Genomic DNA, 12,381 nt, shown 5'->3' with positions numbered 1-12,381 from the left:
GAAGGGGTTACAGCGCGTCGGCACCGATTTCGCCGGTGCGGATGCGGATGACCTGCTCGACGGCAGTGACGAAGATCTTGCCGTCGCCGATCTTGCCGGTGCCTGCAGACGACTGGATCGCTTCGATCACCGCGTCGGCACGCTCGTCGGTCACGACGGTTTCGATCTTGATCTTGGGCAGGAAATCGACGACGTACTCGGCACCGCGATACAGCTCGGTGTGGCCCTTCTGGCGACCGAAACCTTTCACTTCGGTCACGGTGATGCCCGACACGCCAGCGTCGGAGAGGGCCTCGCGGACCTCGTCGAGCTTGAACGGCCGGATGATGGCGGAGATCAGTTTCATGCGCATGTCCCGATGGTGGATGGGGCCAACGCGCGAGCGCGCGATGGCATCAGGCAACCACGGGCCATCGTGGTGATGGCCATGGCTGTTGCACCGGACACGCAATGGGCCGGGACGGCCGTGCCTCTCTCCTTGCACGACCGACGCGGGAGGGAGGGCGGCCCATGTCGCGTATCCGGTCTCTCTTGCCCCTGTTGCAGCGGGCCAGCGGCCCGCGTTTCCAATGCAGCGGACCAACGGTCCGCTCTACCACGACGGGCCTGGGCCCGCCATGCGGCTCCCCAGCCGCGACGAACGGAGGCGATGGCGGCGGGTGGGAGGGAGGTCCCACCGCCATCGCCGCCCGATCAGTTGGCGTAGTACAGCTGGTATTCCAGCGGGTGGGTGGCCGCGCGGAACTTGGTCACTTCCTGCATCTTCAGCGCGATGTAGCCGTCGATGAAGTCATCGCTCATCACGCCGCCGGCCTTGAGGAACTCGCGGTCCTTGTCCAGCGCTTCCAGGGCCTGGTCCAGCGAGGAGCAGACCTGCGGGATCAGCTTCTCTTCTTCCGGCGGCAGGTCGTACAGGTCCTTGTCGCTCGGTGCGCCCGGGTCGATCTGGTTCTTGATGCCGTCCAGGCCGGCCATCATCAGCGCGGTGAAGGTCAGGTAGCCCGACTGGATCGGATCGGGGAAGCGCATTTCGATGCGGCGCGCCTTCGGGTTGGACACCCACGGAATGCGGCACGAGGCCGAACGGTTGCGGGCCGAGTAGGCCAGCATCACCGGGGCTTCGAAGCCCGGCACCAGGCGCTTGTAGCTGTTGGTGCCCGAGTTGGCGAAGGCGTTGATGGCCTTGGCGTGCTTGAAGATGCCGCCGATGTACCACAGCGCCATCTGGCTCAGGCCGCCGTAGCCGTCACCGGAGAACAGGTTGGTGCCGCCCTTGGACAGCGACTGGTGCACGTGCATGCCGCTGCCGTTGTCGCCGACGATCGGCTTGGGCATGAAGGTGACGGTCTTGCCGTTGCGGTGCGCCACGTTCTTGATGACGTACTTCATGCGCAGCAGTTCGTCGGCCTTCTGCACCAGGGTGCTGAACTTGGTGCCGATCTCGCACTGGCCGGCGGTGGCCACTTCGTGGTGCTGCACTTCCACTTCGATGCCGACCTGTTCCAGCGTCTTGCACATTTCAGCGCGCAGGTCGTGCAGGGTGTCGGTCGGCGGAACGGGGAAGTAACCGCCCTTCACGCCCGGACGGTAGCCGCTGTTGGCGCCGTCGTACTTGGCGCCGCTGTTCCAGGCCGCTTCTTCCGAATCGACCTTGAAGAAGGTGTTGCCCATTTCATTGGCGAAACGGACCGAATCGAAGATGAAGAATTCCGGCTCCGGGCCGAAGAACGCGGTTTCGGCGATGCCGGAGGACTTCAGGTAGGCCTCGGCGCGCTTGGCGATGCCGCGCGGGCAGCGGCCGTACGGCTGCATGGTGGCCGGGTCGAGGATGTCGCAGCTGATCACGATGGTCGGATCGGCGTAGAACGGATCGACATAGGCGCTGGCCGGGTCCGGCAGCAGGACCATGTCCGATTCGTTGATGCCCTTCCAGCCGGCGATGGAGCTGCCGTCGAACATCTTGCCTTCTTCGAACAGCGACGGTTCGATGATGCTGACCGGGAAGGTGACGTGCTGTTCGACGCCACGCATATCCACGAAACGCAGATCGACGAACTCGATCTGGTTGTCCTTGATCAGCTTCTCAACGGTTTCCACGGACATCGGTACGACCTCGGATGGGGATGAATGCCTACTGAGGTGGAGCAATGACCGTGCCAACTTTTTCTAAACTGCAAGTTGTTGATTTCAAAAAGCCCGCACCGGCGGGGTGCGGGCCGGTGCGCACCAAAGGGGTGCATGCACGCCCCCGCGCACCCGTTTGGTGCGGCAGGGATCGTCTATCCTCTCGACCTTCTTCCTTCCGCTGCCGGCGCCTATTCCACCCATGTCCGATCTGCTCTCCGCCCTGTTGCTGGGCATCCTCGAAGGCCTCACCGAATTCCTGCCGATCTCCAGCACCGGCCATCTGCTGATCGCCCAGCACTGGCTGGGCGCGCGTTCGGACTTCTTCAACATCATCATCCAGGCCGGCGCGATCCTGGCCGTGGTGCTGGTGTTCCGCCAGCGCCTGCTGCAGCTGGCCACCGGCTTCGGCCAGCGCGAGAACCGCGAATACGTGTTCAAGCTGGGCGCTGCCTTCCTGGTGACCGCCGTGGTCGGCCTGGTGGTGCGCAAGGCCGGCTGGTCGCTGCCGGAGACCGTGGGCCCGGTGGCCTGGGCGCTGATCATCGGCGGCGTGTGGATGCTGCTGGTGGAGGCCTACACCGCACGCCTGCCCGACCGTGACCAGGTGACCTGGACCGTGGCGATCGGCGTGGGCCTGGCGCAGGTGGTGGCCGGCGTGTTCCCGGGTACCTCGCGCTCGGCCTCGGCGATCTTCCTGGCCATGCTGCTGGGCCTGAGCCGCCGCGCGGCGGCCGCCGAGTTCGTGTTCCTGCTGGGTATTCCCACCATGTTCGCCGCCAGTGCCTATACCTTCCTGGAACTGGCCAAGGAAGGAAACCTCGCCAGCGAGAACTGGACCGACGTCGGCGTGGCCTTCGTTGCCGCCGCCATCACCGGCTTCGTCGTAGTGAAGTGGCTGATGGGCTACATCAAGTCGCACAAATTCACCGCGTTCGCCGTCTACCGCATCGCCCTGGGCGCTGCACTGCTGCTCTGGTTGCCTGCCGGTAGCTGAACAGCGCCGGCGCCGGGCAACCCCATCGCCGGCGCCGGTCCGTTTTCCCTGGTTCCTCAAGGAGACTCATCACCATGAACCGCAAGCTCACCCTGCTCCTCCTCCCGCTGGCCCTGCTGGCCGCGTGCAGCCAGACCCCTGCCCCCGCCGGCACCGGCGGCGACGACGTGGCCCCGGCCGCGACCAAGGCGGCGGACCAGCAGACGCTGGCGCATCTGGATGCGCAGCGCCTGCAGAGCCAGCACTGGTTGCTGAAGCAGGCCACCGCGGCCGACGGCAAGCGCATCGATGCGCTGTTTGCCCGCGATGACAAGCCGGTCACCCTGGACTTCGCCGACGGCCGCCTGTCGGTGAGCAACACCTGCAACCGCCTGGGCGGTGGCTACACGCTGGAGAACGGCACGCTGAAGGTGGGCGCGATGGCATCGACCATGATGGCCTGCACCGACAAGGCGCTGATGGCGCTGGACGAAGCGGTGTCCAGCCGCCTGCAGGGCGAGTTGAAGGCCGCGCAGGATGCCGACGGCACGCTGACCCTGACCACCGCCAAGGGCGACGTGCTGGTGTTCGCGCCGGAGCCCACCGCCGAAACCCGCTTTGGCGGCCCGGGCGAAACCGTGTTCCTGGAAGTGGCCGCGAAGACCGAGAAGTGCTCGCACCCGCTGATTCCGGATTACCAGTGCCTGCAGGTGCGCGAAGTGAAGTTCGACGACAAGGGCCTGAAGCAGGGTGAGCCCGGCAAGTTCGAGAACTTCTACGGCACCATCGAGGGCTATACCCACGAAGACGGCGTGCGCAACGTGGTGCGCGTGAAGCGCTTCGCGGTGAAGAACCCGCCGGCCGACGCCCCCTCGCAGGCCTACGTGCTGGATATGGTGGTCGAGTCGGCCACCGAGCGGTAAAGCCGACGATAGCGCCGACGGTTGGTCGGCTGGCTAATGGTAGAGCCGACTGCTGGTCGGCTTGCTTCTGGAGGGCGGAACGCAGCCGGCCAGCGGCCGGCTCTACCCACCACGGAGGGATCGTGCCGACCAACGGTCGGCACCTACCAGAGCGGTAGATCCACGCCATGCGTGGATGGATGCCGACGGGTGGCCGGCTCTACCACCCGACGCGGTTGCGTAGCGTCCGGAAAGGCAACGCCGGCCAGCGGCCGGTGCTACCTGGGTTACAGCGCCGGGTTCAGCGTGTAGGTGCCGTGCAGCGTAGCTTCGGCAAGCACGTGGCCGTGCATGGCGCGGTAGGCATCGGCGGCGGTGAAGCGCTGCGGCAGATCGAGCGTCGCCACGTCCAGCGCGAACATGCGGAAGAAATAGCGGTGCAGGCGCTCGTCGTTGAACGGCGGGTACGGGCCGTCGTAGCCCAGGTAATCGCCAGCCATGTCCGGGTTGCCGGCAAACCAGCCGGTGAAGTCGTTCACGCCCTGGCGGCTGCCCGCCGGGCCGGCCGGTGCCGGCTTGCCCTTGGCAACGAAGCCATCGCTGCAGCTGCCCGCGGCGATCTCCTGCACCGAGGCCGGGATATCGGCCATCACCCAGTGCACGAAATCGCAGCGCGGCTGGTCGCGCGGCACGGTCATGTCGGTGCGGCCGACCGTGTCCGGCACGGTCGGCACGTCCGGGTCGACGCACACCAGCAGGAACGAGCGCGTGCCATCGGGCACGCCACTCCACGCCAGGTGCGGGTTGCGGTCCGGCGCGAAGCCGTCGGCATCACCGGCCGCGAACTCGCGGTCGATCGGGGCTCCTGGGGTGATGCTGTTGCTGTTCAACTGCATGCAATGGCTCCTTACGCTTCGGGATAGCCCAGTCGCACCGCGACCGGGGTCAGCAGATCGAACGCGGCACTCATGACGTCGCTGTAGTGGCGCCAGTGACCGGCCGGGAAACGCGGCGGACCGATACGCTCGGCCGGCGGGATGGAGGTGTTGAACAGCTCCTGCAGCATGCCGGCAACCACGCGCGGGTCATCGCCCACGTCGTCCATGCGCATCAGCAGGTGCGGGTACAGGTCCTGTTCGTGCAGGGTGGCCACCTGGGCCATCGAACGGGCCAGCCACTCCGCCACTTCGGCCACGTTGTTGACCGCGAACGGGGCCGGCGCGCCGTAGGCGATCCAGTCCAGCAGCATGTCGCGCGGGTCGCGCAGCACCACCAGCAGGCGGCCCTGCGGCAGGTGCGGGCGCAGCGACCACAGCAGGGCGTTGTCCCACCACAGCAGCCAGTCGATGACGGTGTCGTTCTGCAGGCCGCGCTTGCGCAGCGTGTCACGCCAGCCGCTCACCAGGCCGTCCGGGCTGAGGTCGCCCGAGGCCAGCTTCTGCAGGGTGAAGTAGTTCTGGAAGGCATCGTCCGGCGGGGTATGGCCGAAGCGGTCGCTGCGCATTACCGGGCTGGCCCCGGTGAGGGTGACCGCCACGCGTTCCACGCCCGAGCCCGGTGCGCCCCACAGGAAGATCGGCGCGGACGCAGCGCTTTCTGCGTCGACCTCGCCAAGGTCGGGCCAGCTCGGCGGTGCCTTGGCCTGCGGCGGCAGCGGCAGGCGCTGCGCACTCTGTTCGGACTGCAGTTCCAGCCAGGTGCGCAGCGCGTCACGCGGCTGGCCGGCCTGGTCCAGGATTTCGCCCAGCCAGGTGCGCAGCTCGATGCGGCGGCCTTCAGGCGCAGTGTCGATCAGGCCCTGCACGTGGGCGACGGCTGCCGCCGGATCACGCGCCAGCAGCGCGGCGACCAGGCGGGTTTCTCCACTGATGCGGCCCGGCTCCACGGCGATGATGCGACGGGCGATCGCCTCCACGGCGTCACCTTCGCCGGCCGCTTCATGCAGGCGCAGGCGCGCTTCCAGGGCAGGCACGAACTCGGGCATGGCCTCGATCCAGCGATCGGCCACGGCCACCGCGCCCGGGCTGCCGAAGCCCTCCGGTGCCAGCCGCGCCAGCCACAGGTGCGGCAGCTGGGTGTGCTCGGCCAGTACGGCGTCCAGTTCGGTGCGGGCTTCTTCTTCGCGGCCCAGGCGCTGCCAGCAGGCCAGCAGCAGCTCCACCGTGCGACGGTCGTCCGGGTTGGCCTTCAGCATCGGCCGCAGCTGCTCCAGTGCCTGCATCGGCTGGTCGGCCTGCAGCGCGATCTCCGCGCCCAGCCGCTGCAGCGCCGGCGTATCCAGGCCCGGCACCTGCAGCGCCTGCTGCAGCTGCTGGTGGGCGGCTTCGACATTGCCCTGGCGCAGCGCCAGCTGCACCACCTGGCCATGCAGGCTGGTCATCTTCGGGTTGATCTCGATCACGCGGCGGAAGGCCTGCTCGGCGAAGGCCAGCATGTCCTTGGCCTGGTAGGCCGAACCCAGTGCATACAGCACGCGCGGATCGTTGGGCATCTGCCGGGCGGCTTCGGACAGCAGCTGCACGGCACGGTCGGCGTCGTCGCGGTACAGGGCCACCATGCCCTGCAGCGCCATCACTTCCGGATGTTCCGGCTCCAGCCTGGCAGCCATCGTGGCCTGCCGCGCGGCGGTATCGATGTCGTTGCGGCCGATCGCCAGATGCGCCTGCATCAGGTAGGCCTCGAAGGCGTTCGGGTTGAGTTCGGTGGTGCGCAGCAGTGCTTCGTCGGCGCCTTCGTAGCGATGCTGGGCCAGCAGCAGGCCGGCCTGCTGCAGGTGCAGCTGTGCATCGTCCGGGGCCAGCTGCAGTGCCTGCTGCAGGGCGTCCATTGCGGCTTCGGGCTGGTCCTGCTGCTGCAGCGCAAGCGCCAGCCAGCGGTGGGCCTGGGCCTGGCCGGGTTCGTCGTGCACCCACGCCTGTGCCAGCTGCACGGCCTGTGCGGCATCGTTCTGGCGCAGGGCCTGGAGGATCTGGTCTTGCATGGCAGTCCGCTTCAATGGCAAACCCGCATTGTAGCGGGCTGCGCGCCGGCGCCGGTTCAGCCCGCCAGCACCCGCTGCAGGCGCTGGGCCACCCAGCGTTCGGAGAAGCCGTCGCCGCGCCAGTTTTCCAGGAACCCGCAGTGGCCGCCCCAGCAGGCGGTTTCCAGCCGCGCCTGCTGCGGCAGCTGCCAGTTGCTGAAGGTGGCATAGGGAATGACCGGATCATCCTGGGCCATCAGGATGTCGGCCGGCACCTGCAGGGTGGACAGGCGGTCGCCCGCGATCGAGTAGCCATCGAAGTACGCCTGCAGCGAGCCGAAATCGGTATGCCGTTCCACCAGCCACGCGGTCAGCGCGCGGATGTCCAGCTTCAGCACGCGGTCGTCGCAGTCGCTCAGTTCGGGGAACAGGTCGCGCTTGCGGCGCAGCGAGCCGGCCCACTTGCGGCGGAAGTACCAGTCGTACATCGCCGGGCCGCTCTCGATGCTGTCCATGGTCAGCGCCGGGTCCAGCACCGGGCACACCGAGGCCACCCGCTGCAGCGGCACGCCGGCCGCCGGCGCGCGCAGGGCCAGGCGCAGCACGAAGTTGCCGCCCAGCGAATAGCCCGCCGCCACCAGCGGCAGGTCCGGCCAGCGCCGGGCGATGTCACCGGCCGCCTGCACCACTTCGTCGATGCGGTTGGAGTGGAAGATGCCGGGGTTGAGGTGGTGGGTGTTGCCGTGGTCGCGGAAGTTCAGCCGCACCACGTCGAAGCCCTGGTCGATCATGCGCGCGGCCGCCATGCGCATGTAGCTGGATTCGGCGCTGCCCTCCCAGCCATGCAGCAGCAGGGCCATGCCCTTCGGCTCGCGGCCTTCGATGTGGCTGTGCCAGCCCTGCAGGCGCACGCCGTCGCCGCCATCGAGGATCAGTTCTTCACTGACCGCACCGGTGGCGGCCAGCAGCAGCAGGCCGCGCTGGAGGCGCATGCGGCTGGAGCTGAGCATGGACTGCAGGTGCGGATTCCGCAGCCAGCGCGGCGGCTGGTAGTCAGCCGCATGCAGCGTCGGCGTGCCGGCGTCCAGCAGGGGTGGCGGGATCAGTGCCACCGCACGCTCACTCCCCGCTCATCGCCGCCACGATGCGCGCGCGCGAGGTTTCCGCGATGCGTCGACGGCCTTCCAGGTCCTGGGCACCGATCGGTGCCAGGAAGTGCACTTCCGCACGTCGCGCCGGCTCACCGAGCAGGCGCAGGAAATTGGCGAAGAAACTCTCGCCCGGCCCGAAGGCCACGATGGTCTGGGCATCGCCACCGGTGCCGTAGACCAGGGCCACGGGCTGCACCGGCACGCCGGTTTCAACCGCGGCCTGGAAGATGCGCGCATGGAACGGACCCACTTCGTGGCCGCCACGGGTACGCCCTTCCGGGAACACGCCCACCGCCTTGCCATCGCGCAGGCGGTCGGCCATCACCTGCATCACCCCGCCGAGCGATTCGGTGTTGCCACGCTGGTGGAAGATGGTCTGCCCGCGCGCGGCCAGCCAACCCACTACCGGCCAGCTGGCGATCTCGCGCTTTGCGACAAAGCCCATCATGCGCTGGCTGTGCAGGATGGAGATATCCACCCAGCTGACGTGGTTGGCGACGAACAGCACCGCGCCCGGCAGCGGCGTGCCGATCTGCGCCAGGCGGAAGCCGAAGATCCACATCAGGCCGCCCTGCCACCAGTTGACGACCTTGGCACCGAAGGTGGCGTCGCCCACGCGCAGTTCGCCCCACGGCGGAAGCATGCCGATCAGGATCAACGGCAGGAACACGAGGATGTGGACCAACAGCAGCGGTACGCGGTACAGGTAACGGCACACACGCGCCACGCCGCCACGGGGGGCCGGAGTGGGGGAAGTCATCCGCGCACGATACCGGAGGGCTGCAGCGGCTGCCAGCCGATTCTGGCCATAAGTCCTATTGACCGCGGCCATGGGCGGGAACACGGTGTCCTGTTGGCGGGTCTGGCGGGGGGCGTAGAGCCGACCTTGCCTTGGCATTTTGTAGAGTCGAGCCACGCTCGACTGCTCTTGGCGCCACATCAACAGCCGTCGAGCATGGCTCGACGCTACAGGGTCGCGGCGGGCCGCCACTGGCCGCAATGGGCCGGCACCAGCTGCAGGTCGCTGACCTGACGCTGGGTGTGCTGCAGCCGCTGCAGGGTCTGCCGGTAAGTGGCGGTGTGGCCCAGCAGGGCAGTGACCAGGCGCGGTGGTGGCACGCCATCGGTGATGGCCGCGCTGGACCAGGCCGCGTCGGCCACCAGGAACACCGGGCGGCCATCGGCACCTTCGAACAGCAGGCCATGCTGGCCGACCGCGTGGCCCGGCAGCGGCACCGCCAGCAGGCTGCGGTCACCCAGTACGTCGCGTCCGCGGCCAAAGGCATCGAAGGGGCGCGGCAGGTCCACCTCCGGCAGGCTTTCCAACCAGCCCATGCGTGGCGCCGCATCGCGGGTCAACGCCGGCAGAAGGCCCACGCTGAGCGCGCGCAGGCGCCCGCGCGCGGCCTGGTCCTGCCATGCCGCGCGCGAACACAGCAGCGGCACCCCGGGGAAATCGAGCACGCCACCAACGTGGTCACCATGCAGGTGCGAGAGCACCACCAGGCCGATGTCGGCTGCGGCGATGCCGCGCTGCTGCAGCTGCGCGCGCACGCTCTGGCCCGGGCCCAGGTGCACCGGCGTGACCCAGCGGTAGAGGCGCTCCGGGAAGCGCGCGGTCGCCTGCAGTAACGCGTCCGAGTAGCCCGTATCGAACAGGATCGGCCCGCGCTGCGGGTGGTGCAGCAGGGCCACCAGCGCGGGGAATTCGCAGCGGTGCCAGCTGGCGCCCTGGCGGACGGCGCGCTGCGGGTGCACGCAGTGGCCGGCCTCGATCAGTTCCCACTCAAGCCGTGCCATCGGTGCCCCCGTGCTGGTTGCAGGCGTGCTGCTTCCAGTGCGCGGCGAAGGCCTGCAGGGCCGCCTGCACGCCGGTGCGCGGGTCGTAGCCGAGGTCGCGCCGCGCCGCGCTGATATCCAAGGTCTGCGAGTAGCCCAGCACGCCCACGCCATAGCGGGTCAGGCGCGGCTCGGGGCGCCCGGGCCGCAGGCGGGCCACGGTCTCGGCCAGCCCCGCCGCTGCCAGTGCCAGCGTGCGCGGCACCGTGCGCAGGCGCACCTGCAGGTCCATCGCCTCGAACAGGCCGTTGACCAGCGCATGCACGTGCAGCGGCGTGCCGGCACTGATGTTGTAGGCGCGCCCGCTGCAGCGCGCATCGGCCTGCAGCGCCAGGCCCACCGCCTGCACTGCATCGTCGATGGGGGTGACGTCGATCAGCGCGCGGCCGCCGTGGATCAGCGGGAAACGGCCGCTGGCGGCCACCGCCAGCAGGCGCGGCAGGATCGCGCGGTCGCCCGGCCCGAACACCGCGCGCGGGCGCAGCACCACGGTGTGCAGCCCCTGGCGTGCGGCAGCGGCCACGGCCACTTCCGATTCCCATTTGCTGCGGGCGTACTCGGTGATCCAGCGGCGTGGCGGCTGGAAGCGTTCATCCACGCCGTACTGGTCGGCAAAGCGGAAGTAGATGCTGGGCGAGCCCAGGTGGACCAGGCGGGCGACGCCGGCCGCCTGTGCGGCCTGCAGCAGGCGGGTGGTGGCCAGCACGTTCGCCCGCTGGAAAGCGGCCGCCGTGCCCCAGGGTTGCGACATCGCGGCGCAGTGCACGACCGCATCGCAGCCCTGCAGCAGCGGCCCCAGCGCATCGTGGGCGAGATCGGCGCTGGCGGTCTCGATACCGTGCGCGGCCAGCGCCTGCAGCCGGCGCGCATCGCGCCCGCTGCCACGCACCTGCCAACCCTGCGCCGCCAGCGCGAGCGCGACATGCTGGCCGATGAAGCCACTGGCGCCGGTGACCAGGACCGTGCGCATCAGTAGCGCAGTACCGCGCCGCCCAGCGCCAGGCCGGCGCCGGTGCCGATCAGCAGGGCCTGGCCGCCGCGCGGCAGGCGACCGTCGATGAGCGCCTGGTGCAGGGCCATCGGCAACGACGCTGCCAGCTGGTTGCCGTGCTCGCGCAGGATGCGCACCAGCCGCTGCGGCGGCAGGCCCAGCACGCGCTGCAGGTGGTCCAGGGCCTGGCCGCTGGCCTGGTGCGGCACGATCACATCACACGCGTCCAGCGCGGTGCCGGCGCTGTCCAGCAGGTCCTGCAGGAAACCGGGCAGGCGCCGCGCGGCTTCGCGGTACAGCGCCTTGCCCTGCATCTGGAAATGATGGGCCGCGCGGTAGGCATCGACATCATCGAACAGGCGCATGCCGGTGCCACAGGTCGGCACCTGGCACAGTCCGGCGCCGTCGCCATAGGTGCGCAGGCGGGTCGCCAGCAGCGCCGAGGCCTGGCCGTCGGCGGCGCGTTCAACCAGCATCGCCACCGCGCCATCGCCGAACAGCGGTGCGGTCAGCGGGTCGTCCGGGTCGAGGCCGGCACTGGGAACATCGCTGCAGACGATCAGCACGCGGCGGTAGCGGCCCAGCGCCAGCAGGCTGCCGGCCATTTCCAGCGCCACCACGAAGCCCAGGCAGGTGGCGTTGACGTCGAAGGACGGGATCCCGCTGTCGCCCAGGCCAAGGGCGCGCTGCACCAGCACGGCCTGGCAGGGAATGGCCTGCTCCATCACCCCGCAGGCGGAGACGATGCAGTCGATATCGGTGGCGACCAGCGCGGCCTGCTGCAGGGCCTGCCGTGCCGCCTGTGCGCCCATCCATGAGGCGCGCTCATCGGCTTCCGCATGGCCGCGGCTGGCTACGCCACTGTGCCGCTCGACCCAGCCGGCCGGCTTGTTCCAGCGCCGGTCGAACTGCTCCGATGGCAAGCGCTGGCGTGGCAGGTAGGCGCCGCTGGCGATGATCCGCAGCGGCAGCGCAGCAGGGGCAGCCGGGCCAGGCATCGGCCTCAGCCGTGGCCTGCGGCCACCACCGCCAGGGTCAGCCGCGAGATGCACACCAGCCGGCCCTGTTCGTCTTCAATGCGGATTTCCCACAGCTGGGTGCTGCGGCCCACGTGCACTGCACGCGCGGTGCCGGTGACGGTGCCGCTGCGCACGGCGCGCACGTGGTTGGCGTTGATCTCCAGGCCCACGCAGACCTGCTTGCCGGTATCCACGCAGAGATTGCCCGCGCTGCTGCCCAGGGTCTCGGCCAGCACCACCGAGGCACCGCCGTGCAGGATGCCGTACGGCTGGCGGGTGCGCTCGTCGACCGGCATGGTGGCCTGCAGCCAGTCATCGCCGGCGGCGGTGAAGGTGATGCCCAGGGTATCGATGGCCGTGCCACGGCTGAGCGTGTTGAGCTGGTCGATGGAGACGGCTTCGCGGAACACCTGGGTCATG

At 69.2% G+C, this 12,381-nt stretch carries 12 protein-coding genes; 2 read left to right on the top strand and 10 right to left on the bottom strand.

Features of this window, described 5'->3' with window-relative positions:
* Window positions 1-7 precede the first annotated feature (7 nt).
* Both C1926_RS00655 and glnA read right to left on the bottom strand, forming a co-directional pair.
* On the bottom strand, window positions 8-346 hold the full coding sequence (locus C1926_RS00655) for a P-II family nitrogen regulator (protein WP_004134334.1): 339 nt from the start codon (window positions 344-346) through the stop codon (window positions 8-10).
* A 347-nt stretch (window positions 347-693) separates the two neighbouring features.
* On the bottom strand, window positions 694-2,103 hold the full coding sequence (glnA, locus tag C1926_RS00650) for a type I glutamate--ammonia ligase (RefSeq protein ID WP_079224668.1): 1,410 nt from the start codon (window positions 2,101-2,103) through the stop codon (window positions 694-696).
* 223 nt (window positions 2,104-2,326) lie between these two features.
* On the opposite strand from glnA, the gene C1926_RS00645 reads away from it, so the two are divergent.
* Together C1926_RS00645 and C1926_RS00640 are read left to right on the top strand one after the other, a co-directional pair.
* Window positions 2,327-3,121: an undecaprenyl-diphosphate phosphatase gene (locus C1926_RS00645; protein ID WP_079224666.1), complete on the top strand. Its 795-nt coding sequence runs from the start codon at window positions 2,327-2,329 to the stop codon at window positions 3,119-3,121.
* A gap of 74 nt (window positions 3,122-3,195) precedes the next feature.
* Entirely contained in the window at window positions 3,196-4,023 is an 828-nt protein-coding gene (locus tag C1926_RS00640) for an META and DUF4377 domain-containing protein (RefSeq protein WP_108757924.1), read from the top strand.
* A 266-nt stretch (window positions 4,024-4,289) separates the two neighbouring features.
* Here the strand turns inward: C1926_RS00640 and C1926_RS00635 are convergent, their stop codons facing one another.
* From C1926_RS00635 to C1926_RS00600, 8 genes are all read right to left on the bottom strand, one after another.
* Complete coding sequence (locus tag C1926_RS00635; RefSeq protein WP_108757923.1) at window positions 4,290-4,898, bottom strand: YbhB/YbcL family Raf kinase inhibitor-like protein; 609 nt, start codon at window positions 4,896-4,898, stop codon at window positions 4,290-4,292.
* 11 nt (window positions 4,899-4,909) lie between these two features.
* Entirely contained in the window at window positions 4,910-6,982 is a 2,073-nt protein-coding gene (locus C1926_RS00630; RefSeq protein ID WP_108757922.1) for a tetratricopeptide repeat protein, read from the bottom strand.
* Window positions 6,983-7,038: 56 nt separating this feature from the next.
* Window positions 7,039-8,028, bottom strand: a complete 990-nt coding sequence (locus C1926_RS00625; RefSeq protein WP_174214111.1) for an alpha/beta fold hydrolase — start codon at window positions 8,026-8,028, stop codon at window positions 7,039-7,041.
* Window positions 8,029-8,080: 52 nt separating this feature from the next.
* Complete coding sequence (locus C1926_RS00620) at window positions 8,081-8,872, bottom strand: lysophospholipid acyltransferase family protein (RefSeq protein ID WP_079224657.1); 792 nt, start codon at window positions 8,870-8,872, stop codon at window positions 8,081-8,083.
* Between the two features lie 206 nt (window positions 8,873-9,078).
* On the bottom strand, window positions 9,079-9,912 hold the full coding sequence (locus tag C1926_RS00615) for an MBL fold metallo-hydrolase (RefSeq protein ID WP_108757920.1): 834 nt from the start codon (window positions 9,910-9,912) through the stop codon (window positions 9,079-9,081).
* A complete protein-coding gene (locus C1926_RS00610) occupies window positions 9,899-10,921 on the bottom strand; it encodes an NAD(P)-dependent oxidoreductase (RefSeq protein ID WP_108757919.1) in 1,023 nt (340 codons plus the stop codon). The genes C1926_RS00615 and C1926_RS00610 overlap by 14 nt, the downstream gene beginning before the upstream one ends.
* Complete coding sequence (locus C1926_RS00605) at window positions 10,921-11,940, bottom strand: 3-oxoacyl-[acyl-carrier-protein] synthase III C-terminal domain-containing protein (protein ID WP_108757918.1); 1,020 nt, start codon at window positions 11,938-11,940, stop codon at window positions 10,921-10,923. The genes C1926_RS00610 and C1926_RS00605 overlap by 1 nt, the downstream gene beginning before the upstream one ends.
* A 5-nt stretch (window positions 11,941-11,945) precedes the next feature.
* On the bottom strand, window positions 11,946-12,380 hold the full coding sequence (locus C1926_RS00600; protein ID WP_079224649.1) for a hotdog fold thioesterase: 435 nt from the start codon (window positions 12,378-12,380) through the stop codon (window positions 11,946-11,948).
* Window position 12,381: the final 1 nt, after the last annotated feature.

This window comes from Stenotrophomonas sp. ZAC14A_NAIMI4_1 (genome assembly GCF_003086915.1).
Taxonomy (GTDB): Bacteria; Pseudomonadota; Gammaproteobacteria; order Xanthomonadales; family Xanthomonadaceae; genus Stenotrophomonas.
Note: the sequence above shows the minus strand (reverse complement) of the source record. Positions and strands in the feature narration are given on the sequence as shown.

Excerpts from the sequence above, each read along its gene's own strand:
- C1926_RS00655 (WP_004134334.1), bottom strand. The coding sequence starts at position 346 with ATGAAACTGATCTCCGCCATCATCCGGCCGTTCAAGCTCGACGAGGTC.
- glnA (WP_079224668.1), bottom strand. The coding sequence starts at position 2,103 with ATGTCCGTGGAAACCGTTGAGAAGCTGATCAAGGACAACCAGATCGAG.
- C1926_RS00645 (WP_079224666.1), top strand. The coding sequence starts at position 2,327 with ATGTCCGATCTGCTCTCCGCCCTGTTGCTGGGCATCCTCGAAGGCCTC.
- C1926_RS00640 (WP_108757924.1), top strand. The coding sequence starts at position 3,196 with ATGAACCGCAAGCTCACCCTGCTCCTCCTCCCGCTGGCCCTGCTGGCC.
- C1926_RS00635 (WP_108757923.1), bottom strand. The coding sequence starts at position 4,898 with ATGCAGTTGAACAGCAACAGCATCACCCCAGGAGCCCCGATCGACCGC.
- C1926_RS00630 (WP_108757922.1), bottom strand. The coding sequence starts at position 6,982 with ATGCAAGACCAGATCCTCCAGGCCCTGCGCCAGAACGATGCCGCACAG.
- C1926_RS00620 (WP_079224657.1), bottom strand. The coding sequence starts at position 8,872 with ATGACTTCCCCCACTCCGGCCCCCCGTGGCGGCGTGGCGCGTGTGTGC.
- C1926_RS00615 (WP_108757920.1), bottom strand. The coding sequence starts at position 9,912 with ATGGCACGGCTTGAGTGGGAACTGATCGAGGCCGGCCACTGCGTGCAC.
- C1926_RS00610 (WP_108757919.1), bottom strand. The coding sequence starts at position 10,921 with ATGCGCACGGTCCTGGTCACCGGCGCCAGTGGCTTCATCGGCCAGCAT.
- C1926_RS00605 (WP_108757918.1), bottom strand. The coding sequence starts at position 11,940 with ATGCCTGGCCCGGCTGCCCCTGCTGCGCTGCCGCTGCGGATCATCGCC.
- C1926_RS00600 (WP_079224649.1), bottom strand. The coding sequence starts at position 12,380 with ATGACCCAGGTGTTCCGCGAAGCCGTCTCCATCGACCAGCTCAACACG.